This is a genomic window from Pantoea sp. SO10, assembly GCF_005281435.1.
Classification (GTDB): domain Bacteria; phylum Pseudomonadota; class Gammaproteobacteria; order Enterobacterales; family Enterobacteriaceae; genus Pantoea; species Pantoea leporis.
Genome location: NZ_CP040095.1, coordinates 1435069 through 1459025 on the forward strand (window position 1 = coordinate 1435069; position 23957 = coordinate 1459025).

A 23957-nucleotide genomic window follows, 5' to 3' on the forward strand; every position below is an offset into this window, starting at 1 on the left:
AACGGGCCCGCAGGCCCGTTCTCTTAGGCTTCGATACCCAGGTTTTCTTTGGTCCAGGCAGCGAATTCGGTGTAACCACCGATGTGCTGATCGTCGAGGAAAATCTGCGGCACGGTTGTCACCGGCTTGCCGGCACGGGCTTCCAGATCGGCTTTAGTAATGCCGGTGGCCTGAATATCCACGTACTGATAGTTAAAATCGTCGCGCTCGCTGGTCAGCTTAGCCGCCAACTCTTTCGCACGTACGCAGTAAGGGCAGCTAGAACGGCCAAAAATCACTGCAATCATTGCTTCTCTCCTTCCGCTGCTGTTTTGTGACTAGAATCACATCACAGCGTGAATAATGCGTCACATCATGCCCGCCCATCCTGCTTAAAGGAAGAAGAATATACCTGTTACTCTAATACTTACCGCCTATACATTGGGTAAAATGCGGCTAACGCTGAAAGAACAATCAAGGAACCATCGCATGCGTAATCTCGCCACATTACCCAAACCCGTGTTGCTACTCGAAGTGCTCGGCGTGCTTGCCGTCATTGGCGCCTTGTTGCTTACTAACGATTGGGTGAGCGCACCTGATTTCATCGACAAAAAGCCGCTGGCGACGCTGCTGTTTTTTCTTGGCATCGCGCTGATGCTGCCTGCGGCATGGATGATGATGTGGCGCACGGCGAAGGCGATGGCCCCACAATTGTTCAATCATTCCAACAAAAAGAAGTAACCACCGGAGAGAATTTATGACGCCGACTATCGATTTACTGTGCAGCCACCGTTCCATTCGCGCTTTTACCGAACAGGGCATTGACGAGGCGCAACGCAGCGCCATCATTGCAGCGGCACAAGCGGCTTCGACCTCCAGCTTTTTACAGTGCTCCTCAATTATTCGTATCACCGATCCCGCTAAGCGCGAGCAGCTGGTCCAGCTGACCGGCGGCCAGCCTTGGGTCAGCGCAGCGGCGGAGTTTTGGGTGTTCTGCGCGGATTTCAATCGTCATCAACAGATCTGCCCGGATGCGCAACTGGGGCGTGCTGAACAGCTGCTGCTCGGTTGCGTTGATACCGCGCTAATGGCGCAAAATGCCATGGTGGCGGCGGAATCGCTGGGCCTTGGCGGCGTATTTATTGGCGGGATTCGCAACAGCATCGCTGAAGTGACCGAGCTGCTTGAACTGCCGAAGTTTGTGCTGCCGCTGTTCGGCTTCTGCATCGGTCATCCGGCTGATACACCCGATGTTAAACCCCGCATGCCGCACGCGATGCTGGTACATGAAAACCGCTATCATGCAGTCGATAAAAATCTGTTGGCGCAATACGATGAGCAAATTACCGCCTATTATCAGCAGCGTGATAGCAACCAGCGTTCCGAAACCTGGAGTCAGCTGATTCAGCGTCTGATTATTAAAGAAACGCGTCCCTTCATACTGGATTACCTGCATCAGCAGGGCTGGGCGACGCGCTAAGCACAAGGAACTCTGCAATGAAAATGGCCATTCTCACTCGCGATGGATCGATCTATTCGTGTAAGCGTCTGCGCGACGCCGCGGAGGAGCGTGGCCATCAAGTGCAGATGATCGATCCGCTCTCCTGCTACATGAACATCAATTCCGATTCGCCCGCAGTGCACTACCGCGGCGAGGCGCTGGGGCATTTTGATGCGGTGATCCCGCGCATTGGCACCGCTACCACTTTTTATGGCACTGCGGTGCTGCGCCAGTTTGAGGTGCGCGGCAGCTACCCCCTCAATGAATCGGTGGCCATTACCCGCGCGCGCGACAAACTGCGTTCGCTGCAGCTGCTGGCGCGTGAGGGCATTGATATGCCGATCACCGGTTTTGCTTCTTCGCCGGATGATACTGATGATTTGATCGCGATGGTGGGCGGTGCGCCGCTGGTGGTGAAACTGGTGGAGGGCACACAGGGCATCGGTGTGGTGCTGGCGGAAACGCGGCAGGCAGCGGAGAGCGTGATTGACGCCTTTCGTGGCCTCAATGCTCATATTCTGGTGCAGGAGTTCATCAAGGAAGCGCAAGGGCGCGATATTCGCTGCCTGGTGATTGGCAATGAAGTGGTGGCGGCGATTGAGCGCGAAGCGAAAGAGGGCGATTTTCGTTCCAATCTGCATCGCGGCGGCAAAGCGCGTGCGGTGGAGATCACTGAACAGGAGCGCGAAATCGCGGTGAAAGCCGCCAGTACGCTGGGGCTGGAAGTGGCCGGTGTGGATATCCTGCGCGCCCAGCGTGGTCCGCTGGTTATGGAAGTGAACGCCTCGCCGGGACTGGAAGGGATTGAGGGCATTACCGGTTTAGATATCGCCACCATGATGATCACGTGGATTGAGCAGCACGCTTGTCCCGGCTATCGTCCTAAAACCGGCGGCTAACCGGCGCTTTTCAGCGGTTTTCGTGGCATCCAGATCGGTTTTTCCGTAAGCTAAGGCGCTTATTTCTTCACCCCACAGGATATTACGATGGATTCACTGGTCGTTCCGGACATTGACGTACTGCGTCGCTGGCTGGATCAACAAAATATCACCTGGTTCGAATGCGATGCCTGTCAGGCACTGCACCTGCCGCACATGCAGAATTTTGACGGGGTGTTTGATGCAAAAATTGACCTGGTGGATAACGTTATCCTCTTCTCCGCGCTGGCAGAAGTAAAACCGACGGCGCTGATTCCGCTGGTGGGCGATCTCTCGCAGATCAATGCCAGTTCGCTAACGATTAAAGCCTTTGTTGATATTCAGGACGACAATCTGCCGAAGCTGATTGTCTGCCAGTCGATCAGTACCAGCGCCGGATTAACCTTCGGGCAGTTCTCCCACTTTATGAAGCAGAGTGAAGAGGGCGTTTCTATGGTAATCATGGAAGCCTTTGCTAACCACCTGCTGGTGGTTGAAGAAGAAGAGGAGCGACAGCCGAGCTCCAGCAGCCACGCGATGCTGCACTGAGTTCCCCGCCTCGCTAACTGCCGCTTTTTGCGGCAGTTTTCATTTTTGTCCCACCACTTTTTATTCTGCATTTTGCCCTTTATTGCCAGATATTAGTCGTGCTTAATGCCACTAGTGCCAAACCCCATAGCAGAAACATGCATAACTCATCGCAAAAAGGCGTTTTTTAAGCTGGGATCTGGTGAAGGTGGTGCGGGGGGGCTATTCTTGCGGGGCTGCTTGAGACGTGCAACCTCAGCGCAGGTATAGGTTTTTGCTATTAAACTCCCGCTGAATATTGATTCATTGTGTGCCTGTGATTTAACAGAAAACGCAACGTCCGGATCGCCGTGTATGCAGCGTTGTGATGACCCGCTCAGGAGGAAGTAAAACATGTTCAACCAACGTCAAAAATGGTTGTCAGGTGTGGTTGCTGGTGCATTGATGGCTGCGGCCGGTGGTGTGCAGGCCGAAGGCAGTACGGTACATGTGTATAACTGGTCCGATTACATCGCGGCGGATACCGTGCCGAACTTCGAAAAGCAGACCGGCGATAAAGTGGTGTATGACGTCTTTGATTCCAACGAAGTGTTGGAAGGCAAATTAATGGCGGGCAGTACTGGCTACGACGTGGTGGTGCCGTCGTCCAGCTTCCTCGCGCGTCAGCTGCAATCCGGCGTATTCCAGGAGCTGGATAAGAGCAAGCTGCCAAACTACAAAAACCTTGATCCCGAACTGATGAAGAAACTGGAGCAGCACGATCCGGGTAATAAATTTGCGATTCCTTATCTGTGGGGCACCACCGGCATCGGCTATAACGTCGATAAAGTGAAAGCCGCACTGGGCAAAGATGTGCCGCTGGATAGCTGGGATCTGGTGCTGAAACCGGAAAACCTGGAAAAACTGAAAGGCTGTGGGGTTTCCTTCCTTGATGCGCCGGAAGAGATTTTCGCTACTGTGCTGAACTACCTTGGCAAAGATCCCAACAGCTCTGACGCGAAAGATTACTCTGGCGCAGCCACTGATTTGCTGCTGAAACTGCGTCCGAACATCCGTTACTTCCACTCGTCGCAGTACATCAACGACCTGGCGAACGGCAACATCTGCGTGGCGATTGGCTGGTCGGGCGATATCCTGCAGGCGAAAGATCGTGCGGACAAAGCCAACAATGGCGTGCATGTCGGCTATATCGTGCCGAAGCAGGGCGCTCTGGCATTCTTTGACATGTTCGCGATTCCCAAAGACGCGAAAAATGTGGAAGGCGCCTACCAATTCCTTAATTACATGATGGATCCCAAAGTCATCGCTGATGTTTCCAACAACATGAACTATGCCAACGGTAACAAAGCCTCGCTGCCGCTGATCAATGCGGACGTGCGCAACAATCCGGGCATTTTCCCAATGCCGGATGCCATGGCCAAACTGTTTGTGCTCAAGGTCCAGGATCCGAAACTGGATCGTGTGCGCACCCGTGCATGGACTAAAGTAAAAAGTGGTAAGTAATTCGTTCTGAACGATTATTGCCTGAAGACGACAGCAGAGGCGCAGTAATGGCCTCTGTTGTGCCATTTTTAGCGGCTGGCTGTGCCGCGCGATTTTAGCGCCGGAGAAATGTTAGTGAACGACGCGATTCCCCGCCCCCCAAATAAAACGGCTAAGGCGATGACGCCGCTGCTGGAAATTCGCAACCTGACTAAATCGTTTGACGGCCAGCACGCCGTGGATGATGTCAGTCTGACCATTTACAAAGGTGAGATTTTTGCGCTGCTGGGCGCATCCGGCTGTGGTAAATCGACCTTGCTGCGCATGCTGGCGGGATTCGAACCGCCCACCAGCGGCCAGATTGTGCTGGATGGCCAGGATCTCTCCCATGTTCCGCCGTATCAGCGCCCGATCAACATGATGTTCCAGTCCTACGCACTGTTCCCGCACATGACGGTGGAGCAGAACATCGCCTTTGGCCTGAAGCAGGACAAACTGCCGAAAGGCGAAATCAGCAGCCGCGTTGAAGAGATGCTGTCGCTGGTGCATATGCAGGAGTTCGCGAAGCGTAAGCCGCATCAGCTCTCTGGCGGTCAGCGTCAGCGTGTGGCGCTGGCGCGTAGCCTGGCGAAGCGGCCAAAACTGCTGCTGCTCGACGAGCCGATGGGCGCACTGGATAAAAAGCTGCGTGACCGCATGCAGCACGAGGTGGTCGATATTCTCGAGCGTGTCGGTGCCACCTGCGTGATGGTGACGCACGATCAGGAAGAAGCGATGACCATGGCGGGCCGCATCGCCATCATGAACCGCGGTAAATTCGTGCAGATTGGTGAGCCGGAAGAGATCTACGAGCATCCCACCAGCCGCTACAGCGCCGAGTTCATCGGTTCGGTGAACGTGTTCGAAGGCTTGCTGCGCGAACGCGGTGAAGACGCGCTGATCATTGATGCGCCGGGACTGGTGCATCCGCTGAAAGTGCAGACCGATGTTTCTGTCGTCGATAACGTGCCGGTCCATGTGGCGCTGCGTCCGGAAAAAGTGATGCTGTGTGAAGAGGTGCCTGCCGATGGCTGTAACTTTGCCGTAGGTGAAGTGGTGCATATCGCCTATCTCGGCGACCTGTCGATTTATCACGTGCGCCTGCGCAGCGGCCAGATGATCAGCGCACAGTTGCAAAACGCCCATCGCTACCGCAAAGGCGCGCCAACGTGGGGCGATGAAGTGCGTCTCTGCTGGGACGCCGACAGCTGTGTGGTTCTGACGGTTTAAGGGGGCGATATGAGCCAGATTTCTCAACGCAGCGAGCCCGAAGTGGTGGGCACGCCGCTGCAGCGCTGGGCGACGCGCATCAAGATGCAGCACGGCCGCAAGCTGGTGATTGCCATGCCATATCTGTGGCTGATCCTGCTGTTCCTGCTGCCGTTCCTGATCGTGCTGAAGATCAGCTTTGCCGATATTGCGCGCGCTATTCCGCCGTACACCGATTTGGTCACTTGGGCCGATGGTCAGCTCAATCTGGTACTCAATCTCGGTAATTACTTCACGCTGACCGACGATCCGCTGTATGCCGATGCGTACCTGACGTCGCTGAAAGTGGCGGGCATCTCCACCATTATCTGCCTGATGATCGGATACCCGCTGGCGTGGGCGGTGGCGCACAGCAAGCCGTCAATGCGCACTATTTTGCTGCTGCTGGTGATCCTGCCATCGTGGACCTCGTTCCTGGTGCGCGTTTACGCGTGGATGGGCCTGCTCAACAACAACGGCATTCTCAACCGCTTCCTGATGTGGCTCGGCGTTATCGATCATCCTCTGGTGATCCTCTACACCAACACGGCGGTGTATATCGGGATCGTTTACTGCTATCTGCCGTTTATGGTGCTGCCAATTTATACCGCGCTGACGCGTATTGATTATTCGCTGGTGGAAGCCTCGCTGGATCTCGGTGCACGTCCGCTGAAGACCTTTTTCAGCGTGATTGTGCCGCTGACCAAAGGCGGGATTATTGCCGGCTCAATGCTGGTGTTTATTCCGGCGGTCGGCGAGTACGTGATCCCGGAACTGCTCGGCGGTCCGGACAGCATCATGATTGGGCGTATTTTGTGGCAGGAGTTCTTTAACAACCGTGACTGGCCGGTAGCGTCCGCGCTGGCGGTGATCATCCTGCTGATTCTGATATTGCCGATTATCTGGTTCCACAAGCATCAGAACCGTGAAGTGGGAGAGAAAGAATGAGCCAGTTACCGACTATTCGCTCTCCGTGGCGCACTGTGATTCTGCTGCTGTGCTTTATGTTCCTCTACGCGCCGATGCTGCTGCTGGTGGTTTATTCCTTCAATAGTTCGCCGCTGGTCACGGTATGGGAGAGCTTCTCGTTCCACTGGTACAACGTATTGTTCCAGGATCAGGCGATGCTGGATGCGGTAGGACTCAGCCTGACCATCGCCGCGCTCTCAGCCACCATGGCGGTGGTGCTCGGCACCATGGCGGCGGTGGTGATTGTGCGCTTTGGCCGCTTCCGTGGACACAACGGCTTCGCCTTTATGCTGACGGCGCCGCTGGTGATGCCTGATGTGATCACCGGTTTGTCCTTGCTGCTGCTGTTTGTGGCGATGGGCAATACTCTTGGCTGGCCGAGCGATCGCGGCATGCTGACCATCTGGCTGGCGCACGTGACCTTCTGTACTGCTTACGTGGCGGTGGTGATCAATTCGCGTCTGCGTGAACTGGATCGCTCAATTGAAGAGGCGGCGATGGATCTCGGCGCAACGCCGGTGAAAGTGTTCTTTGTGATCACCGTACCGATGATCGCGCCCGCGATCGTTACCGGCTGGCTGCTGGCGTTTACCTTGTCGCTGGACGATTTAGTGATTGCCAGCTTCGTGACCGGCCCAGGCGCGACCACCTTGCCGATGGCGATTTTCGCCACCGTGCGTCGTGGCGTCAATCCAGAGATCAACGCTTTAGCCTCGCTGATTCTGTTTGTCGTCGGTTTAGTTGGTTTTATCGCCTGGCGCTTTATGGCGCACGAAGAAAAGCAGCGTTTACGCGATATTCAGAAAGCAAAACGTGGCTGAAAGCCGTAACATTTGTCACTATAAGAACGGGCTGATTTTATCGGCCCGTTTTATTATGGTTACGGAGCGACACCATGTCGGAAACCCTGAAACACGGTTCAATCATTAACGCTACACCGGTGCCCGTGATGGTGGCGGGCAGCGCTATCATCATTACGCGTTGCCTCAGCGTGTTGATGCTGGCCAACGAACTGGGTTACGACGAACTCGCCAACTTCGTGCATCGCAGCGCGCAAGCCTGGGATTCCACCCTGATCTTTATCGCCAGCCAGCTGATTTTCCTGTTTGAACTGCGCTGCGCCTTTATTCTGATGCGCGGCAACAATCGTGGGCGCTGGGGCTATGTCGCGACGCAAATCATTGTGCTGATCTACATGTTGATGGCATCGGTGGGCTGGATCTACCCGGAGATTTTTAGCATTCCCGGTGAGAGTAATGCGCAAATCATTCATCACACGCTGCTGCAAAAGCTCCCGGATGTGTTGGTATTAGGGCTGCTGTATGTGCCCGCCAGCAGTCGCGCTTTTTTCCGGCGCCGGTGATACAATCGCCCCCCATTTTTTCTCCCGATTCTGACTACAGGCATTTGCATGCATTGCGCGCTTTATGATGCCGGTCGCTGTCGTTCGTGTCAGTGGCTGGAAAAACCCTATCCGCAACAGCTCAACGATAAGCAGTCGCTGCTTGAACAACTGCTGGCCGAGAAGTCGGTGGGCGAATGGCTGCCGCCGGTGCAATCCGCGCAGCAAGGGTTTCGCAATAAGGCCAAAATGGTAGTCAGTGGGAGCGTGGAGCGGCCGATTTTGGGCATGGTGGCGCGCGACGGTGAACCGGTCGATCTCTGCGCTTGTCCGCTCTATCCTGACAGCTTCAGTGCGGTGTTCGCGCAGCTCAAACCCTTTATCGCCCGCGCCGGTTTAACGCCCTACAACGTGGCGCGTAAACGCGGTGAGCTGAAATTTCTGCTGCTGACGGAGAGTACGCAGGGCGGCATGATGCTGCGTTTTGTGCTGCGTTCCACCAGCAAGCTGCAGCAGCTGCGCGACGCCTTGCCGTGGCTGCAACAGCAACTGCCGCAGCTGAAGGTGATTTCCGCTAATATTCAGCCGGTGCATATGGCGATTCTTGAAGGCGACGAAGAGATTGCGCTGACGCCGGATCAGGCGCTGGCGGAGCGCTTTAATCAGGTGCCGCTCTATATTCGCCCGCAAAGCTTCTTCCAGACCAACCCACAGGTTGCAGCCGATCTCTATGCCACCGCGCGCGATTGGGTCGCGCAGTTGCCGGTGAGCAGCATGTGGGATCTGTTTTGTGGCGTTGGGGGATTTGGCCTGCACTGCGCAACGCCCGAAATGCAGCTGACCGGCATCGAAATCAATGCTGAAGCCATCACCTGTGCGCAGCAGTCGGCGCAGCAGCTGGGATTAGAAAAAGTGAGTTTTGCCGCGCTGGATTCCACGCAGTTCGCCACTTCACGGGAAGCGGTGCCGCAGCTGGTGTTGGTGAATCCGCCACGTCGTGGTATTGGCGCAGAGTTGTGTGCTTATCTCAGTGAGATGGCGCCGGATTACCTTCTCTATTCCAGCTGCAATCCCAGCAGCATGGCGCAGGATATCGCGCGTCTGGGCAATTATGACGTGAGCCGCGTACAGCTGTTCGACATGTTCCCGCATACCGCGCATTTTGAAGTGCTGTGCTTGCTGAGCAAGAAGGGTGGGACGGCGTAACGTTCACCTGCACGGAGGACGTGCAGAACCTGGCAGGCAGCACGCTCCGCCATCCCATAATGCTTATTCCGGGAACCACTTCTGGTTGATTTGCTGCCATGTGCCGTTGGCTTTCAATGCCACTAACGCGCTGTTCAGCTCGTTCAGCAGCGGCGCATTGCCTTTGCGTACCGCGATACCTAAACCGGTGCCGAAGAAGTCGGTATCGGTGATGTGCTCGCCTACCGCGCTAAGATCGTCATTGGCCTTGAGCCACTGATTCACCACCGCCGTATCACCAAACACGCCGTTCAGGCGACCGTTTTTCAGGTCGAGAATCGCGTTCTGATAGCTGTCATACGCCACCGCAATCACCTCCGGATGTTTCTCCAGCAGGTATTTCTGATGTGTGGTGCCGTTCTCAACGCCAACACGTTTGCCTTTCAGCTGGCTGAAGTCGGTGAACTGGCCTTTATGCGCAATCACAATCGCCGAGTTAGCGTAGTAAGGTTGGGTGAAATCGACCTGCTTGCTGCGATCGGCGGTGATATCCATGCCGGAAATCACTGCGTCATAGCGACGGAATTTCAGCGACGGAATCAGGCTATCGAAGGCGTTGTTGGTGAAGGTGCAATCCGCTTTCATCTGCTGACACAGTGCTTTTGCCAGATCGATATCGAAGCCCACGATTTGGTTGTCGTGATCAAGGGATTCGAACGGGGGATAAGTGGCGGAAGAGGCGAAGCGGATTTTTTCCGCCGCATAAGCATTCATTGCCAGAGTTGCCAGCGCAGCAGCAACGATCCATTTTTTCATTATGTAACTCCTGTAAACCATGCCAGAGACGGAACGGGTTACACGATGCCAGTTAATGAATTTATATGCAATATTTTTGCTTATTAATTTAAACGAACAGCGGGCGCTTTTTTAGTGCGCCCGCAGGGAATAAATCAGTTACGGCGCTCAAATGCCAGCGCACGCTTTTCGACCAGACGCATCATCAGCGTCAGCAAGCCGTTAACCACCAGATAGATCAGGCCAGCGGCAGCGTATACCGAGATATCGTAAGTGCGGCCATACAGCAGTTGTCCGTGGCCCATTACTTCCATCAACGTAATGGTGTAGGCCAGCGAGGTACTTTTGAATACCAGCACCACTTCGTTGGAGTAGGACGACAAGGCGCGCTTGAAGGCGTACGGCAGCAGAATGCGCAGCGTATCTTTGCGGTTCATGCCGAGCGCCGCGCAGGATTGCCATTGACCGGACGGAATGGCGCGCACCGCACCGTAAAACAGCTGCGTGGTATAAGCCGCACTGTTGAGCGACAGCGCCAGCAGCGCACACAGCCACGGCTGCGATAACAGATGCCACAACCAGGGAATGTTCTGGATGCTGGGGAACTGGCCGGGACCGTAATAGATCAGGAAGATCTGCACCAGCAGCGGCGTGCCGGTGAACAGCGTGATATAGCCTTTCACTAGCCAATTGAGCACCGGCACTTTGAGCGCCAGCACGATGGTGCAAAGTACAGAGAGCACCAATGCCGCAATCAGCGATGCCACGGTCAGCGTCAGGCTGGTGTGTAGCCCTTTCAGCAGCTCGGGTAAGTAATCCAGCATGCTTAAGCCCCTCGCTCGAAACGCGTGGTGCGCAATTCAATGCGGCGCAGCACGAACTGACTGAACAGCGTGATAATCAGATAGATCGCCGCCGCCACCAGATACCAGGTAAACGGCTCTTGCGTGCGCGTAGCGATACTTTTGGTTTGCAGCATCAGATCATTCACGCTGATCAGCGATACCAGCGCAGTATCCTTCAGCAGCACCAGCCATTGGTTACCCAAACCGGGCAGCGCGTGACGCCACATCTGCGGCATGATCAGGCGCAGGAAAATCGCCGACTTCTTCATCCCCAGCGCCTGGCCCGATTCCCATTGACCCACCGGCACCGCTTTCAGCGCGCCGCGCAGGGTTTGTGATGCATAGGCGGAATAGAGCATCGCCAGCGCAATCACACCACACAGGAAGGGACTGACGTCGAAGTTTTCAATTTGCACCTGCACCGGAATAGCGAACAGGCCGAGATTGATGTGGAAGCCATCGGAGAGCGTTAGCAGCAGCTGTGAGGCGCCGAAATAGATAAACAGCACCACCAGAATTTCCGGCAGGCCGCGAATCAGTGTGACCAGCGCGGTACCGAGCCACGCCAGTGGTTTCCAGCGCAGCGATTCCCAGCCAGCAAAAATCATCGCCAGCACAAGGCCGGCGATCAGTGCACAAACGGCAAGGCCGACGGTCATACCGGCGGCACTTGCGAGTGGAATCATTTCATTCATCAGAAATTACTGCTGGAACCATTTGCTGTAGATGGTTTTGTAGGTGCCGTCAGCTTTGATCTTCTCCAGCGCCGCATTGAACTTGCCCTGCAGCTCGCTGTTGCCCTGACGCACAGCAATACCCAAACCGGTACCGAAGTAATCTTTGTCCGTCACTTTCTCACCCAGCGGCGCGAGGTTGGCGTTCTGCTTCAGCCACTCGTTCACTACCGCGGTGTCACCGAATACCGCATCGATACGACCATTTTTCAGATCCAGCACGGCGTTCTGGTAGCTGTCGTAAGGCACAACGGTGATGTCGCTGTGTTTATCAGAGAGGTATTTCTGGTGCGTGGTGCCGTTCTGCACGCCTACACGTTTGCCTTTCAGCGCGGACACGTCAGCCATTTTGCCTTTCTGCGCGATGAAGATGGCCGAGTTGTCGTAGTACGGCTTGGAGAACAGCACTTGCTTCTCACGATCTGGCGTGATGTCCATGCCCGCCATCACCGCGTCAAAACGACGGAACTTCAGGCTGGGGATCAGGCTATCGAACGCCTGATTGGTGAAGGTGCAGGTCGCATCCATCTCTTTACACAGCGCGTTAGCCAGATCGACATCAAAGCCCTGAATTTTGTTGTCAGAGTCGACGAATTCAAACGGAGGATAAGAAGCCTCGGTAGCAAAACGCAATGTCTGTGCCGCTGAAGCGCTCAGGCTCAGGCCAGCAAGGAGGGCAGCAATTACAACTTTTTTCATTAGAAGCATCCTGACTTAATGCGAAAGATAATTAGCAAACGCGTCGGTTTGCGGCTGTGTAAAGTGACTGGCATCGCCTTGCTCAACAATGTGACCGTTTTCCATATACACCACGCGGCTGGCGGTTTTACGCGCCACTTCCACTTCGTGCGTCACGATCACTTGTGTGATGTTGGTCTGTGCCAGCTCACGAATAATGCTGACGATCTGGGCGGTGATTTCGGGATCGAGCGCGGCGGTCGGTTCATCAAACAGCAGCACCTGCGGCTCCATCATTAGCGCACGGGCAATCGCTACGCGCTGCTGCTGGCCGCCGGAAAGATGCAGCGGGAAGCGATCGGCGTAAGGCGTCAGGCGCAGACGGTCCAGCAGCTTTTCAGCACGCGCACGCGCGGCGTCCTTGCTGAGGCCGAGCACGCGGCACGGCGCTTCAATCAGGTTTTGCAGCACGCTCAGGTGCGGCCACAGATTATATTGCTGGAATACCATGCCCACGTTCTGCCGCAGCTCGCGAATCGCGCTGTCGGAAGGGGCTTTGGTGAAATCAAACTGGTTGCCGGCAATCTGCAGGCTGCCGGAGCGCGGTTGCTCCAGCAAGTTGAGGACGCGCAGGAGCGAACTTTTACCCGCGCCACTCGGGCCGAGCAACACCAGCGTTTCACCCTGCGGACAAGCCAGGTTGATATCGAACAGGGCCTGATGGGTACCGTAAAAACAGTTTATGGCGTTTAGTTGAATACTCATGCGCAAAAAATGAATAGTAATTAGTGTCGCGGATTTTAACGTCACCAGAATAGTTATGCAATTGTGGTGGGTTAATATTTATTAAAGAGCAGTGAAACCTCCAAAGCGTAGCACAAAATCGCGCAACTCAAGGTGGATGAGGGCTGGCGAGCCCTATTTTGTTCACAAAATATCAACAAAAAGCGCCGCAAGGATGCGGCGCGCTAAACAATGGTATTAACGGCGGGAAAAGTGAACGGTTACTTTTTCGCTTCCAGCAGCTGCGTCAGCGAACCGCCGCCAGCGTGGGGCACCTGGCCGACATAACGCACATCATCAACCACCCAGCAGGTGCCTTCGTGGATCATCAGCACTTCATCTTGCCAGGTTTTGCTGTCGCGGCTCAGCTCAACCCGCAGCGGAATATTGCGCGCGTCGCGGTTAGGAATGGTGGATGCGCTGGCCACGTCCGCTGAAGTTGGGCCTTGCGCCAGGCTGGAAAAGAGATCGCCGCGGGTCCACGCCGCTGGTTTCGGATTCTGGCTGCTGGCACTCAGCAGCTTTTGATACAGGCGATCGCTCAGGTAAGGGCGATATTTCGCCAGTGTGTTGCTGTCTGGCAAACCTTGCGTCGGCTGACTGACGCGTAAATCGTAGAACTGTTGCGCCACGCTGTCCGGACCCCCGTCAACGCAGGCAGCGGTGCGCGGGCCATTATCCTTAATCACTGGCTCAACGGTGGTACAAGCACTTAGCAGCAACGCTGCGGGAATAAGCAGCGCAAAGGCATTGTTTCTCATCTCGATTTCCTTATTGTTCACTGGCAAAGCGCCATTTTTAGCATAGAGTATAGCCTTGCTTTTAAGCGCTACGAGCTGATTCAGAAAAGGAGAACACCATGAAATTTTCTACAACGCCCACGTTGGAAGGACACAGCATCAGTGAATATTGCGGCGTGGTCGCCGGTGAAGCGATTCTCGGCGCCAATATTTTCCGCGATTTCTTCGCCGGTATCCGCGATATCGTCGGTGGCCGCTCTGGCGCCTACGAAAAAGAGTTACGCAAAGCGCGCCAGATCGCCTTCAAAGAGCTGGAAGAGCAGGCGAAAGCGCTCGGCGCCAACGCGGTGGTGGGCATCGATATCGACTACGAAACTGTCGGTAAAGAGGGCAGCATGTTGATGGTGAGCGTCACCGGCACCGCCGTGATTATTCGCTAATGCGCGTGGTTGTCCTGCTGGCGATGGCGCTGTTACTCAGCGCTTGTCAGTCATCGATTGAAGCGCGCCACGGTTACTGGGTGGATACCGCACACCCGGCGCAGGGCGCGCGACCGCGCATTAAGGTGGTGGTGATTCACTACACCGCCGAGGATTTCTCCAGTTCGCTGGCGACGCTGACCGATCGGGAAGTTAGCGCGCACTACCTGATTCCGCAGCATCCGCCGCAGAAAAACGGCAAAGGCGTGGTGTGGCAATTGGTGCCGGAAAGCCAACTCGCGTGGCACGCAGGCCCGAGTTTCTGGCGCGGCGCAACGCGCATTAATGACACTTCGGTTGGTATTGAAATCGTCAACAGTGGTTATCGTCGAACCTTAACGAGGTTGCAGTGGCAGCCCTTTACGCCGCAGCAGATCAGCGCGCTGATGGCGCTGGTCGAAGATATCACTCAGCGCTACGGCATCGCGCCGGAAAATGTGGTCGGGCACAGCGATATCGCGCCGCAGCGTAAGCAGGATCCCGGTCCGCTGTTTCCCTGGCAGCAGCTGGCAGAGCACGGTTTAGGCGCGTGGCCCGAGCAGGCAACGCTGCAGCGCTATCTTAACGGACGCGCGGCGGATGAAGGCGTGGATCAGGCAGAACTGCTGGATGTGCTGCAGCGCTATGGCTACGACGTGGCGGCGGCCACCACGCCGCAGATGCAGCGCAAGCTGATTGCGGCGTTTCAAATGCATTTCCGCCCGCGTGATTATCGCGGCATCGCCGATGCAGAAACCCTGGCGATCGCCCGCGCGTTATTAGCCAAGTACGGTGCGGCGCAGTGATACGCGGCATTGGTCGCCATAAATGGCGGCCCCTTGTTTACTGCTGCAGGAATGCCTGCCAGTGCGCCACCAGCCGTTGCAGATCCTGACGGCTGACATCCAGATGCGTGACAATACGCGTTACGGGCCCAACGCTGATTAGCACATCGCCCGACTGCATCCAGCTTTTCAGCGCGTCAACTTTCTCTGTTGGCACCTTCACAAACAGCATGTTGGTATGCTGATTGAGCACTTCAACACCGATGGCGCTGAGCTGCTCGCCTAACCATGCCGCATTATCATGATCCTCTTTGAGACGCGCGACGTTGTGCTTCAACGCATACAGCCCCGCCGCGGCCAGAATGCCCGACTGGCGCATGCCGCCGCCGGTCATTTTGCGCCAGCGACGCGCTTGCTCAATGTAGGCCTCATCGCCACACAGCAGCGAACCAATCGGCGTGCCAAGGCCTTTTGACAGGCAGATGGTTAAGGTGTCGCAGTAACGCGCAATCGCTTCCAGCTCCACATTCTGTGCCACCACGGCGTTAAAAATACGTGCGCCATCAATGTGCAGCGCCAGCTTATGCTCGCGGGTGAAACTCCACGCTTGCTCCAGATAGCTCAGCGGCAGCACTTTACCGTGATGGGTGTTTTCCAGGCTCAACAGACGGGTGCGGGCGAAGTGGAAATCGTCGGGTTTGATGGCGGCGGCCACCTCCGCCAGCGGCAGGGAACCATCTTCCGCATGCAGAATCGGCTGCGGCTGAATGCTGCCGAGCACCGCTGCGCCGCCGGCTTCATATTTGTAGTTGTGCGCCTGCTGACCCACGATATATTCATCGCCGCGCTGGCAGTGACAGAGCAGCGCTACCAGATTAGCTTGCGTGCCGGTGGGGAAGAACAGGGCGGCGGCTTTGCCGCTCAAGCGTGCGGCTTCGACTTCCAGTGCGTATACGGTGGGGTCATCGCGGTAGACATCATCGCCGGTTTCGGCTGCCATCATGGCATCGAGCATGGCAGCACTTGGGCGGGTTACGGTATCACTGCGTAGATCGATCACGTCGCTCTCCTGAAATAAAAAAGCGGGCGAAGTGCCCGCGTTATCATCATGTCTGGTCTGAATTGTTTTACCTCAGCCAGTTGGTTTTCGCCAGCTCCACGATCTCATCACCGCGTCCATTCAGAATGGCACGCATCATGTAGAGGCTGAAACCTTTGGCCTGCTCGGCTTTAATCTGCGGCGGCATCGACAACTCTTCTTTGGCGGTAATCACGTCAAGCAACACCGGGCCATCGTGCGCAAAGGCTTCCTGCAGCGCGCCGTTAAGATCGGAGGCTTTCTCGACGCGAATGCCTTTGATGCCGCAGGCGGCGGCGATGGCGGCGAAATCCGGGTTTTCGAGGTCGGTGCCGTCGGTCAGATAGCCACCGGCTTTCATCTCCATCGCCACAAAGCCCAGCACGCTGTTATTGAAGATCACCAGTTTCACCGGCAGCTTGAGCTGCGCCACCGAAATGAAATCGCCCATCAACATGCTAAAACCGCCGTCGCCACACAGCGCCACCACCTGACGCTGCTTGTCCAGCGACTGCGCGCCCAACGCCTGCGGCATGGCGTTGGCCATCGAACCGTGATTGAACGAGCCGATCAAACGACGTTTGCCGTTCATCTTCAGATAGCGCGCTGCCCACACGGTTGGCGTGCCGACGTCGCAGGTAAAGATGGCGTCGTCATCGGCGTATTCGCTGATTTGCTGGGCCAGATATTGCGGGTGAATCGCCAGCTTATCGTTAGCGGTGGCCAGTTCGTCCAGCCCTTTGCGCGCATCGACATAATGCTCCAGCGCTTTGTCCAGATGCTGACGATCGGTTTTGCTGGTGAGCTGCGGCTGCAGCGCATGCAAGGTAGTTTTGATGTCACCCACCAGCGCCATATCCACATGGCTGTGTGAGCCAAGGCTGCCCGGATTGATGTCGATCTGAATGATTTTGGCATCGGCCGGATAGAAGGCGCGATAGGGGAATTGCGTCCCCAGCAGCACTAAGGTATCGGCATTCATCATGGCGTGGAAACCAGAGGAGAAGCCAATCAATCCGGTCATGCCGACATCGTAAGGGTTATCGTATTCGATGTGCTCTTTACCGCGCATCGCGTGCACAATCGGCGCTTTTAGCGTTTCTGCCAGCTTCACCACGTCGTCATGCGCGCCAGCGCAACCGCTGCCGCACAGCAGGGTGATATTTTTCGCTGCATTCAACGTTTCAGCTAAGGCGGCCACTTCGCGGGCGGTTGGCACCACGTGCGGCAACTGCGGCGGATACCATTCGCTGCGTGCGCTTTCCGGGGCCGGCTGCAACGCCACGTCGCCGGGGATCACAATCACTGATACGCCACGATTGAGAATCGCTTTACGCATCGCAATGCCCAGCACCTGCGGCAGCTGCTCCGGATTGGAAACCAGCTCGCAATAGTGGCTGCATTCGCGGAATAATTCTTGTGGGTGGGTTTCCTGAAAATAGCCGCTGCCAATTTCGCTGGAAGGAATGTGGGCGGCGATGGCCAAAACCGGAACGTGATTGCGGTGGCAATCAAACAAACCGTTGATGAGATGCAGGTTGCCCGGTCCACAGGAACCGGCGCATACCGCCAATTCACCGCTGATTTGTGCTTCAGCGCCGGCCGCGAAGGCTGCCACTTCTTCATGGCGCGTCGGCATCCATTCGATGGTACCCATGCGATTCAGGCTGTCGCTCAGCCCGTTGAGAGAGTCACCGGTGACGCCCCAAATACGTTTCACGCCGGCGTTTTCCAAAGTTTTTGCCAGCATTGCCGCCACAGTTTGCTTCATCGTTATGCTCCTTTCTGGTGTTGAGCCATCCATGCCGATGGCGAAAACGTGTCAGTCAGAAAGCGTAGACGATGAAGCTGGCGTGCAGGCGTGAAAAAATGCGTTATGCCGAGAATAGGGCGATAAGGATTGGCGCCAGCAAACTCATAATAAAACCGTGCACAATCGCAGCGGGCACGATCTCCAGGCCGCCGGTGCGTTGCAGGATTGGCAGCGTGAAATCCATCGAGGTTGCGCCGCTCAAGCCCAGCGTCATGCTGCGTTGACGGGTTATCAGCAGCGGGATCAGCATAATGGTGATCAGCTCACGCAGCAGGTCGTTGAAGAAGGCGGCGCTGCCTATCACCGGGCCGAACGATTCGCTCATCAGAATGCCGGAGAGCGAATACCAGCCGAAACCGCTGGCTAACGCCAGGCCGGTTTTGATCGGCAGATCCAGCAGCAGCGCGGCCATTACGCCGCCCACCAGCGCACTGCACAGCGATACCAGCGCCACCAGCATGCCGCGACGGTTGATGGTGATTTGACGCAGCGTCATGCCGCTGCTGCGCAGCTGAATACCGACCAGCAATAGCATCAGCATCAAGGCGTATTCACTGATGGTCGAGGCGTTACGCAGCGGCGCCCATTGACTCAAACCGAGCAGAAAGCCCGCCAGCACCGAACCGCACAGCTTGAGCGACTCCAGCGCCATATGCAGACGCGACGGCAGCGCTTGTGGCTTGTGCTGATGACGCCAAGGCCAGCGTCGCTCCAGCAGCCACAGCGCCAGTAGCGAGCAGGCAAGAATGCTCAGCATGCTCACCAGCGCGATGTGGAAAATGGCCAGCAAATTGCTGCTCAGGTTATCGAGAAATGCCAGGCTGGTGCCCATAAAGAACAGAATGATGTAGACCAGCGCGCTCAGCGTGCGGGCAACCGCCTGTAAAAGCGTGGTGTGGCGCAGCGGCAGCAGATAGCCGAAAATCAGCGGCAAAAGGATGATAATCAATCCGTACATGTGAGGTTTCTATCCATGATTTGCGGGCTGCCACGCTAGCGAAAAACGGTTGAAGTGTAAACCTTTTCCCCTGGCGCTGACTTGACCAACGCAGCGTGGCGGACCATGCTCAGGCAAAGTAGCAGATGGAATGTATGATGATTCTGGAACATATCGATATTCACGGTTTTCGCGGTATTAATCGGCTGTCATTGCCGTTGACCAACACCAATGTATTGATTGGGGAAAATGCCTGGGGTAAATCGAGCCTGCTCGATGCATTGACGCTGTTGCTGGCGCCCGCCGCCGAGCCTTATCAGTTTACCGAACACGACTTTCACTTCCCGCCCGGCGATATTGATGCCCGCATGCGCCAGTTGCAGCTGGTATTTCGTTTTCGTGCCCAGAGCGATGATGAGAGTGCGTTGTTTCAGCCCTTCTGGCAGCACGATGAGCATGGCCGCTATATCCGTTTCAGCACGCGTGCTAAACGTCAGGATCAGGGTGTAAAAACCAGCTGGCGTTTCATCGATCAGCATAACGATGTGTTGCCAGCGGCAGGCACCGACGCAGCGTTGGCACATCTGCGCGCTTATTATCCGGTATTGCGTTTACGCGATGCGCGTTTTGGCCGTCGTAACCGCCATGCTGACAGCGATGCGGAGCGCCGCGAGACGACGCTGACGGCATTGGCGCAGGAAGTGGAAAAGCTGACGCGCGATTTGGTGGTGCGTCCGCAAACGCTCAGCGACGATCTGCTGCGTCAGGGATTGCATACTATGCAGCAGCTGCTGGAACACTATTTTCTGGTGCAGCAGTCAGGCAGCAGCGCGCCGCGCGTGGCACCGGAAGTTCGCGATGGCAGCGAAGGCTGGCGATCGCTGGATAAACTTAATCACCTGATTGCCGGCACTGAATCACGCAGTCGTCAGGTGATTCTGCTGCGCATGTTCTCGCTGTTGATTCAGGCGCACGGCAACGAGCCGCTGCCGGCGGGTGCGCATCCGCTGCTGCTGGTGGAAGATCCGGAGACGCGGCTGCATCCCATTATGCTGTCGGTGGCGTGGAATTTACTGGAACTGATGCCGCTACAAAAAATCGCCACCACCAACTCGGGTGAACTGCTATCGCAGGTGCCACTGGAAAATATGTGTCGGCTGGTGCGTGAACCCGCGCGCGTGGCGGCATGGCGCATTGGGCCGGAAGGTTTAAGTGCTGAAGAGAGTCGCCGTATCGGTTTCCACATCCGCGTGAATCGTCCGTCGGCGCTGTTTGCCCGCTGCTGGCTGCTGGTGGAAGGCGAGACCGAAGTGTGGATTATCAATGAACTGGCGCGGCAGCGTGGCTATCACTTCGCGGCGGAAGGGGTGAAAGTCATTGAGTTTGCGCAATCGGGTTTGAAACCGCTGCTGAAGTTCGCCCAACGCATGGGCATCGCCTGGCATGTGCTGACCGACGGCGACCAGGCGGGCAGCAAATATGCGGCTACTGCCCGCAGCCAGCTGCCGTCGGCGGCACGGGAAAGCGATCATCTCACGCAGTTTCCGGCACCGGATATTGAACATTTTCTCTTTAAGCAGGGTTTCAGCGATGTTTATTACCAGACGGCGCACCTGCCGTTAAACGCGCCGATGAACACGCGGCGTATTATTAGTAAAGCCATTCAGCACAGCTCGAAACCTGAGCTGGCGATTGCCGTCGCGATGGCTGCGGCTGAACGCGGGCCACAGGCGATTCCGCCGTTGCTGGATCAGCTGTTTGCGCGCGTGATGTGGTTGGCTCGCGGCCGGGCGGATTGAGGAAAGGGTGAGATGCGCCAAATAAAAATGCCAGCGTCTGCGGCTGGCATTTTTTTTCGGGAGTGGTCAGAATACGTGAAACAGCATGCGCGTTAAGCGACCGCGGCTTGCGTGGCTTCACAGGGCACGATCAGGCTGGCATGATTGCCTTTTGGTCCTTCATGGACATCAAACTGAACCTGCTGGCCAGCTTTCAGCGTTCTGTATCCCTCCATCTGAATCGTGGAGTAGTGTGCGAAGATATCGTCGCCGCCGCTAATCGGACAGATAAACCCGAAGCCTTTGGCGTTATTGAACCATTTTACTGTACCCGTCTCCATGCTTTTACTTCCCTCGCAAGACATTTTGATAAGTAGGTGAGGTCATTGAAGCTGTGAGTCGAGTTTGTTTAAAACTCAATCAGCTTGTGTTAGTAGAATGTAGAGAAACGGACCTTATCGTCAAGCAAACGGCCCTGGCGGACGGGGATAAATTCATCAAAATTTGAGGCAGTTAACGCTATTGCAAATTTTGTGATACAGGTCGCGCATGTGCTTTTAGGGCCAGTTTTTATCAACTGAAAACCGGCTTGACAGGCATGTTAAACTTTAGAAATGGGCGCAGAGATGTGCACAACCGTAACGCAGAATTTCGACGGAACATTATGGCAAACACAAACGACTGGCTTAATTTTGAACATCTAGCTGAAGATAAAGTACGCGAAGGGTTAAAGCCGCCTTCAATGTATAAAGTCATTCTGAATAATGACGATTATACACCTATGGAATTTGTTATTGACGTTCTGCAAAAGTTCTTTTCTTATGATATTGAACGTGCAACGCAGCTGATGTTGAAAGTTCACTACCATGGAAAAGCAATCTGTGGTGTATTCACTGCAGAAGTGGCGGAGACCAAAGTAGCCCAGGTGAACAATTACGCACGAGATAATGAACATCCGTTGCTGTGTACGCTAGAAAAAGCCTGAAGCCATCTCCATATAGGAGATAGGTTGTCAGAGCGATAATTGGGGGAGGTGCCAAATGCTCAATCAAGAACTGGAACTCAGTTTAAACATGGCTTTCGCCAGAGCGCGCGAGCACCGTCATGAGTTTATGACCGTCGAGCATCTGTTGCTGGCATTGCTCAGTAACCCGTCGGCCAGAGAGGCACTGGAAGCCTGTTCGGTGGATATCGTGGCTCTGCGTCAGGAACTCGAAGCCTTCATCGAACAAACCACGCCGGTGCTGCCTGCCAGTGAAGAGGAGCGCGATACCCAACCTACGCTCAGCTTCCAGCGTGTGCTGCAGCGCGCGGTATTCCACGTCCAGTCCTCCGGTCGCAGCGAAGTCGCAGGCGCGAACGTGCTGGTGGCGATTTTCAGCGAGCAGGAGTCGCAAGCGGCTTATCTGCTGCGCAAACACGAAGTGAGCCGTCTCGATGTGGTGAACTTCATCTCCCATGGTACGCGTAAAGACGAACCCGGCCAGCCGCAGAACAATGCGGAGAATCCGGTTAACGAAGAGCAAGCAGGCGGGGAGGATCGTATGGAAAACTTCACCACCAATCTTAATCAGCTTGCTCGTGTCGGCGGAATCGATCCGCTGATCGGCCGCGATAAAGAGCTGGAACGTACTGTTCAGGTGTTATGCCGTCGTCGTAAGAATAACCCGCTGCTGGTGGGGGAATCGGGCGTGGGTAAAACCGCGATTGCCGAAGGGCTTGCCTGGCGCATTGTGCAGGGCGACGTACCGGAAGTGATGAAAGAGTGCACCATCTATTCACTCGACATCGGTTCGCTGCTGGCGGGTACCAAATACCGTGGTGATTTTGAAAAACGCTTCAAAGCGCTGCTGAAACAGCTGGAGCAGGACAGTAACAGCATCCTGTTTATTGATGAAATTCATACCATTATCGGTGCCGGTGCGGCATCGGGTGGCCAGGTGGATGCGGCGAACCTGATTAAACCGTTGCTCTCCAGCGGCAAAATTCGCGTGATGGGTTCAACGACCTATCAGGAATTCAGCAACATTTTTGAGAAGGATCGTGCGCTGGCGCGTCGTTTCCAGAAGATCGATATCACCGAGCCTTCTGTGGAAGAGACCGTGCAAATTCTTAACGGCTTGAAACCGAAGTACGAAGCGCACCATGACGTGCGTTATACCGCCAAAGCGGTGCGTGCGGCGGTGGAGCTGGCGGTGAAGTACATCAACGATCGTCATCTGCCGGATAAAGCGATTGACGTGATTGACGAAGCCGGTGCGCGTGCGCGTCTGGTGCCCGTCAGCAAGCGTAAGAAAACCGTTAACGTTTCGGATATTGAAACGGTGGTGGCACGTATTGCGCGTATTCCTGAGCAGAGCGTGTCACAAACCGATCGTGATACGCTGAAAAATCTCGGCGATCGCCTGAAAATGTTGGTGTTTGGTCAGGATAATGCGATTGAAGCACTGACTGAAGCGATCAAAATGAGCCGTGCAGGTTTGGGCCAGGATCGTAAACCGGTCGGTTCCTTCCTGTTTGCGGGCCCAACCGGTGTCGGTAAAACAGAGGTTACCGTCCAGCTGGCAAAAGCGCTGGGTATCGAGCTGCTGCGTTTTGATATGTCCGAATATATGGAGCGTCACACCGTCAGCCGTTTGATTGGTGCGCCTCCGGGCTACGTTGGCTTCGATCAGGGTGGTTTGCTGACGGATGCGGTGATTAAGCATCCACATGCTGTGGTGTTACTGGATGAAATTGAGAAAGCACACCCGGATGTGTTCAACCTGCTGCTGCAGGTAATGGACAACGGTATGCTGACCGATAACAACGGCCGTAAAGCAGATTTCCGCAATGTGGTGCTGGTGATGACCACCAACGCCGGTGTGCGTGAGACTGAACGTAAGTCGATTGGCCTGATTCATCAGGACAACAGCACAGACGCAATGGAAGAGATCAAAAAGATCTTCACCCCAGAGTTCCGTAACCGTCTCGATAACATTATCTGGTTCCGTCACCTGTCTCAGGAAGTGATTCATCAGGTAGTGGATAAGTTTATCGTCGAGTTGCAGGCTCAGCTGGATGCGAAAGGCGTATCGCTGGAAGTTAGCGATGATGCGCGCGATTGGCTGGCTGATAAAGGCTACGATAAAGCGATGGGTGCGCGTCCGATGGCACGTGCCGTACAGGAAAATCTGAAGAAACCGTTGGCGAATGAACTGCTGTTTGGTTCGCTGGTTGATGGTGGATCGGTATCAGTAGCGCTGGATAAAGATAAAAACCAGCTTACTTACCACTTCCTGAGTGCGGAAAAACGTAAAACCGAAGGTACAGTACACTAAGCATTATGCAGATATGAAAAAGG

At 55.4% G+C, this 23957-nt stretch carries 26 protein-coding genes; 15 read left to right on the forward strand and 11 right to left on the reverse strand.

Annotated elements, in window-relative coordinates; all coding sequences use genetic code 11:
* Nucleotides 1-23: 23 nt before the first annotated feature.
* A complete protein-coding gene (locus FCN45_RS06625; protein ID WP_007887673.1) occupies nt 24-287 on the reverse strand; it encodes a GrxA family glutaredoxin in 264 nt (87 codons plus the stop codon).
* A 181-nt stretch (nt 288-468) separates the two neighbouring features.
* Between FCN45_RS06625 and FCN45_RS06630 the strand changes: the two genes are divergently transcribed.
* The 10 genes from FCN45_RS06630 (at nt 469) to rlmC (ending at nt 9211) form a co-directional block, all read left to right on the forward strand.
* On the forward strand, nt 469-720 hold the full coding sequence (locus FCN45_RS06630; RefSeq protein ID WP_137385471.1) for a DUF1418 family protein: 252 nt from the start codon (nt 469-471) through the stop codon (nt 718-720).
* A 16-nt stretch (nt 721-736) separates the two neighbouring features.
* Nucleotides 737-1459, forward strand: a complete 723-nt coding sequence (gene nfsA, locus FCN45_RS06635; protein WP_101760988.1) for an oxygen-insensitive NADPH nitroreductase — start codon at nt 737-739, stop codon at nt 1457-1459.
* A 17-nt stretch (nt 1460-1476) separates the two neighbouring features.
* Nucleotides 1477-2379: a 30S ribosomal protein S6--L-glutamate ligase gene (rimK, locus tag FCN45_RS06640; RefSeq protein ID WP_137385472.1), complete on the forward strand. Its 903-nt coding sequence runs from the start codon at nt 1477-1479 to the stop codon at nt 2377-2379.
* A gap of 87 nt (nt 2380-2466) precedes the next feature.
* Nucleotides 2467-2946: a YbjN domain-containing protein gene (locus tag FCN45_RS06645; RefSeq protein ID WP_008102469.1), complete on the forward strand. Its 480-nt coding sequence runs from the start codon at nt 2467-2469 to the stop codon at nt 2944-2946.
* 372 nt (nt 2947-3318) lie between these two features.
* On the forward strand, nt 3319-4428 hold the full coding sequence (potF, locus tag FCN45_RS06650) for a spermidine/putrescine ABC transporter substrate-binding protein PotF (protein WP_137385473.1): 1110 nt from the start codon (nt 3319-3321) through the stop codon (nt 4426-4428).
* Nucleotides 4429-4542: 114 nt separating this feature from the next.
* Nucleotides 4543-5676, forward strand: a complete 1134-nt coding sequence (gene potG / locus FCN45_RS06655) for a putrescine ABC transporter ATP-binding subunit PotG (protein WP_158238594.1) — start codon at nt 4543-4545, stop codon at nt 5674-5676.
* Nucleotides 5677-5685: 9 nt separating this feature from the next.
* Entirely contained in the window at nt 5686-6642 is a 957-nt protein-coding gene (gene potH / locus FCN45_RS06660; protein ID WP_101760984.1) for a putrescine ABC transporter permease PotH, read from the forward strand.
* The gene (gene potI / locus FCN45_RS06665; protein ID WP_101760983.1) at nt 6639-7484 is read left to right on the forward strand and encodes a putrescine ABC transporter permease PotI; all 846 of its coding nucleotides are present in this window, start codon (nt 6639-6641) and stop codon (nt 7482-7484) included. Before potH ends, potI begins: the two co-directional genes overlap by 4 nt.
* Nucleotides 7485-7558: 74 nt before the next feature.
* On the forward strand, nt 7559-8026 hold the full coding sequence (locus FCN45_RS06670) for a YbjO family protein (protein ID WP_137385474.1): 468 nt from the start codon (nt 7559-7561) through the stop codon (nt 8024-8026).
* A 48-nt stretch (nt 8027-8074) separates the two neighbouring features.
* The gene (gene rlmC, locus FCN45_RS06675) at nt 8075-9211 is read left to right on the forward strand and encodes a 23S rRNA (uracil(747)-C(5))-methyltransferase RlmC (RefSeq protein ID WP_137385475.1); all 1137 of its coding nucleotides are present in this window, start codon (nt 8075-8077) and stop codon (nt 9209-9211) included.
* Nucleotides 9212-9274: 63 nt separating this feature from the next.
* Here rlmC and artJ (FCN45_RS06680) read toward each other — a convergent pair whose 3' ends face one another.
* The 6 genes from artJ (FCN45_RS06680) to FCN45_RS06705 form a co-directional block, all read right to left on the reverse strand.
* On the reverse strand, nt 9275-10006 hold the full coding sequence (gene artJ / locus FCN45_RS06680) for an arginine ABC transporter substrate-binding protein (RefSeq protein WP_101760980.1): 732 nt from the start codon (nt 10004-10006) through the stop codon (nt 9275-9277).
* 134 nt (nt 10007-10140) lie between these two features.
* A complete protein-coding gene (gene artM / locus FCN45_RS06685; RefSeq protein ID WP_008102451.1) occupies nt 10141-10809 on the reverse strand; it encodes an arginine ABC transporter permease ArtM in 669 nt (222 codons plus the stop codon).
* A gap of 2 nt (nt 10810-10811) precedes the next feature.
* A complete protein-coding gene (gene artQ / locus FCN45_RS06690) occupies nt 10812-11525 on the reverse strand; it encodes an arginine ABC transporter permease ArtQ (protein ID WP_110865829.1) in 714 nt (237 codons plus the stop codon).
* 6 nt (nt 11526-11531) lie between these two features.
* Complete coding sequence (artJ, locus tag FCN45_RS06695) at nt 11532-12263, reverse strand: arginine ABC transporter substrate-binding protein (protein WP_137385476.1); 732 nt, start codon at nt 12261-12263, stop codon at nt 11532-11534.
* Nucleotides 12264-12278: 15 nt separating this feature from the next.
* Nucleotides 12279-13007: an arginine ABC transporter ATP-binding protein ArtP gene (artP, locus tag FCN45_RS06700; protein ID WP_101760978.1), complete on the reverse strand. Its 729-nt coding sequence runs from the start codon at nt 13005-13007 to the stop codon at nt 12279-12281.
* A gap of 239 nt (nt 13008-13246) precedes the next feature.
* Complete coding sequence (locus FCN45_RS06705) at nt 13247-13786, reverse strand: lipoprotein (protein WP_101760977.1); 540 nt, start codon at nt 13784-13786, stop codon at nt 13247-13249.
* Between the two features lie 98 nt (nt 13787-13884).
* Between FCN45_RS06705 and FCN45_RS06710 the strand changes: the two genes are divergently transcribed.
* Together FCN45_RS06710 and FCN45_RS06715 are read left to right on the forward strand one after the other, a co-directional pair.
* Nucleotides 13885-14205 carry a heavy metal-binding domain-containing protein gene (locus FCN45_RS06710; RefSeq protein WP_007887640.1) on the forward strand — a complete coding sequence of 107 codons (321 nt, stop codon included), beginning with the start codon at nt 13885-13887 and terminating at the stop codon, nt 14203-14205.
* Nucleotides 14205-15029 (forward strand): N-acetylmuramoyl-L-alanine amidase, encoded by an 825-nt coding sequence (locus FCN45_RS06715; protein ID WP_137385477.1) that lies wholly within the window; start codon nt 14205-14207, stop codon nt 15027-15029. Before FCN45_RS06710 ends, FCN45_RS06715 begins: the two co-directional genes overlap by 1 nt.
* A 37-nt stretch (nt 15030-15066) precedes the next feature.
* Here FCN45_RS06715 and ltaE read toward each other — a convergent pair whose 3' ends face one another.
* The 3 genes from ltaE to FCN45_RS06730 all read right to left on the reverse strand — a co-directional run bounded on the left by ltaE (nt 15067) and on the right by FCN45_RS06730 (nt 18857).
* On the reverse strand, nt 15067-16068 hold the full coding sequence (gene ltaE, locus FCN45_RS06720) for a low-specificity L-threonine aldolase (protein WP_137385478.1): 1002 nt from the start codon (nt 16066-16068) through the stop codon (nt 15067-15069).
* A 67-nt stretch (nt 16069-16135) separates the two neighbouring features.
* Entirely contained in the window at nt 16136-17857 is a 1722-nt protein-coding gene (gene poxB, locus FCN45_RS06725; protein ID WP_137385479.1) for a ubiquinone-dependent pyruvate dehydrogenase, read from the reverse strand.
* 103 nt (nt 17858-17960) lie between these two features.
* Nucleotides 17961-18857: a lysine exporter LysO family protein gene (locus FCN45_RS06730; RefSeq protein WP_137385480.1), complete on the reverse strand. Its 897-nt coding sequence runs from the start codon at nt 18855-18857 to the stop codon at nt 17961-17963.
* A 137-nt stretch (nt 18858-18994) separates the two neighbouring features.
* Here FCN45_RS06730 and FCN45_RS06735 point away from each other — a divergent pair, with 137 nt between their 5' ends.
* Nucleotides 18995-20635 carry an ATP-dependent endonuclease gene (locus FCN45_RS06735; protein WP_137386859.1) on the forward strand — a complete coding sequence of 547 codons (1641 nt, stop codon included), beginning with the start codon at nt 18995-18997 and terminating at the stop codon, nt 20633-20635.
* Between the two features lie 92 nt (nt 20636-20727).
* Here FCN45_RS06735 and cspD read toward each other — a convergent pair whose 3' ends face one another.
* A complete protein-coding gene (gene cspD / locus FCN45_RS06740; RefSeq protein ID WP_007887624.1) occupies nt 20728-20955 on the reverse strand; it encodes a cold shock-like protein CspD in 228 nt (75 codons plus the stop codon).
* A 323-nt stretch (nt 20956-21278) separates the two neighbouring features.
* On the opposite strand from cspD, the gene clpS reads away from it, so the two are divergent.
* Together clpS and clpA are read left to right on the forward strand one after the other, a co-directional pair.
* Entirely contained in the window at nt 21279-21599 is a 321-nt protein-coding gene (gene clpS, locus FCN45_RS06745; RefSeq protein WP_007887621.1) for an ATP-dependent Clp protease adapter ClpS, read from the forward strand.
* 55 nt (nt 21600-21654) lie between these two features.
* Nucleotides 21655-23934, forward strand: coding sequence for an ATP-dependent Clp protease ATP-binding subunit ClpA (clpA, locus tag FCN45_RS06750; RefSeq protein ID WP_064740732.1), 2280 nt, complete (start codon nt 21655-21657; stop codon nt 23932-23934).
* The last annotated feature ends 23 nt before the right edge of the window (nt 23935-23957 follow it).

What these genes read in the sequence shown, in the direction of transcription:
- FCN45_RS06625 (WP_007887673.1), bottom strand. Translation starts at nt 287, where the DNA reads ATGATTGCAGTGATTTTTGGCCGTTCTAGCTGCCCTTACTGCGTACGT.
- FCN45_RS06630 (WP_137385471.1), top strand. Translation starts at nt 469, where the DNA reads ATGCGTAATCTCGCCACATTACCCAAACCCGTGTTGCTACTCGAAGTG.
- nfsA (WP_101760988.1), top strand. Translation starts at nt 737, where the DNA reads ATGACGCCGACTATCGATTTACTGTGCAGCCACCGTTCCATTCGCGCT.
- rimK (WP_137385472.1), top strand. Translation starts at nt 1,477, where the DNA reads ATGAAAATGGCCATTCTCACTCGCGATGGATCGATCTATTCGTGTAAG.
- FCN45_RS06645 (WP_008102469.1), top strand. Translation starts at nt 2,467, where the DNA reads ATGGATTCACTGGTCGTTCCGGACATTGACGTACTGCGTCGCTGGCTG.
- potF (WP_137385473.1), top strand. Translation starts at nt 3,319, where the DNA reads ATGTTCAACCAACGTCAAAAATGGTTGTCAGGTGTGGTTGCTGGTGCA.
- potH (WP_101760984.1), top strand. Translation starts at nt 5,686, where the DNA reads ATGAGCCAGATTTCTCAACGCAGCGAGCCCGAAGTGGTGGGCACGCCG.
- potI (WP_101760983.1), top strand. Translation starts at nt 6,639, where the DNA reads ATGAGCCAGTTACCGACTATTCGCTCTCCGTGGCGCACTGTGATTCTG.
- FCN45_RS06670 (WP_137385474.1), top strand. Translation starts at nt 7,559, where the DNA reads ATGTCGGAAACCCTGAAACACGGTTCAATCATTAACGCTACACCGGTG.
- rlmC (WP_137385475.1), top strand. Translation starts at nt 8,075, where the DNA reads ATGCATTGCGCGCTTTATGATGCCGGTCGCTGTCGTTCGTGTCAGTGG.
- artJ (WP_101760980.1), bottom strand. Translation starts at nt 10,006, where the DNA reads ATGAAAAAATGGATCGTTGCTGCTGCGCTGGCAACTCTGGCAATGAAT.
- artM (WP_008102451.1), bottom strand. Translation starts at nt 10,809, where the DNA reads ATGCTGGATTACTTACCCGAGCTGCTGAAAGGGCTACACACCAGCCTG.
- artQ (WP_110865829.1), bottom strand. Translation starts at nt 11,525, where the DNA reads ATGAATGAAATGATTCCACTCGCAAGTGCCGCCGGTATGACCGTCGGC.
- artJ (WP_137385476.1), bottom strand. Translation starts at nt 12,263, where the DNA reads ATGAAAAAAGTTGTAATTGCTGCCCTCCTTGCTGGCCTGAGCCTGAGC.
- artP (WP_101760978.1), bottom strand. Translation starts at nt 13,007, where the DNA reads ATGAGTATTCAACTAAACGCCATAAACTGTTTTTACGGTACCCATCAG.
- FCN45_RS06705 (WP_101760977.1), bottom strand. Translation starts at nt 13,786, where the DNA reads ATGAGAAACAATGCCTTTGCGCTGCTTATTCCCGCAGCGTTGCTGCTA.
- FCN45_RS06710 (WP_007887640.1), top strand. Translation starts at nt 13,885, where the DNA reads ATGAAATTTTCTACAACGCCCACGTTGGAAGGACACAGCATCAGTGAA.
- FCN45_RS06715 (WP_137385477.1), top strand. Translation starts at nt 14,205, where the DNA reads ATGCGCGTGGTTGTCCTGCTGGCGATGGCGCTGTTACTCAGCGCTTGT.
- poxB (WP_137385479.1), bottom strand. Translation starts at nt 17,857, where the DNA reads ATGAAGCAAACTGTGGCGGCAATGCTGGCAAAAACTTTGGAAAACGCC.
- FCN45_RS06730 (WP_137385480.1), bottom strand. Translation starts at nt 18,857, where the DNA reads ATGTACGGATTGATTATCATCCTTTTGCCGCTGATTTTCGGCTATCTG.
- FCN45_RS06735 (WP_137386859.1), top strand. Translation starts at nt 18,995, where the DNA reads ATGATTCTGGAACATATCGATATTCACGGTTTTCGCGGTATTAATCGG.
- cspD (WP_007887624.1), bottom strand. Translation starts at nt 20,955, where the DNA reads ATGGAGACGGGTACAGTAAAATGGTTCAATAACGCCAAAGGCTTCGGG.
- clpS (WP_007887621.1), top strand. Translation starts at nt 21,279, where the DNA reads ATGGCAAACACAAACGACTGGCTTAATTTTGAACATCTAGCTGAAGAT.
- clpA (WP_064740732.1), top strand. Translation starts at nt 21,655, where the DNA reads ATGCTCAATCAAGAACTGGAACTCAGTTTAAACATGGCTTTCGCCAGA.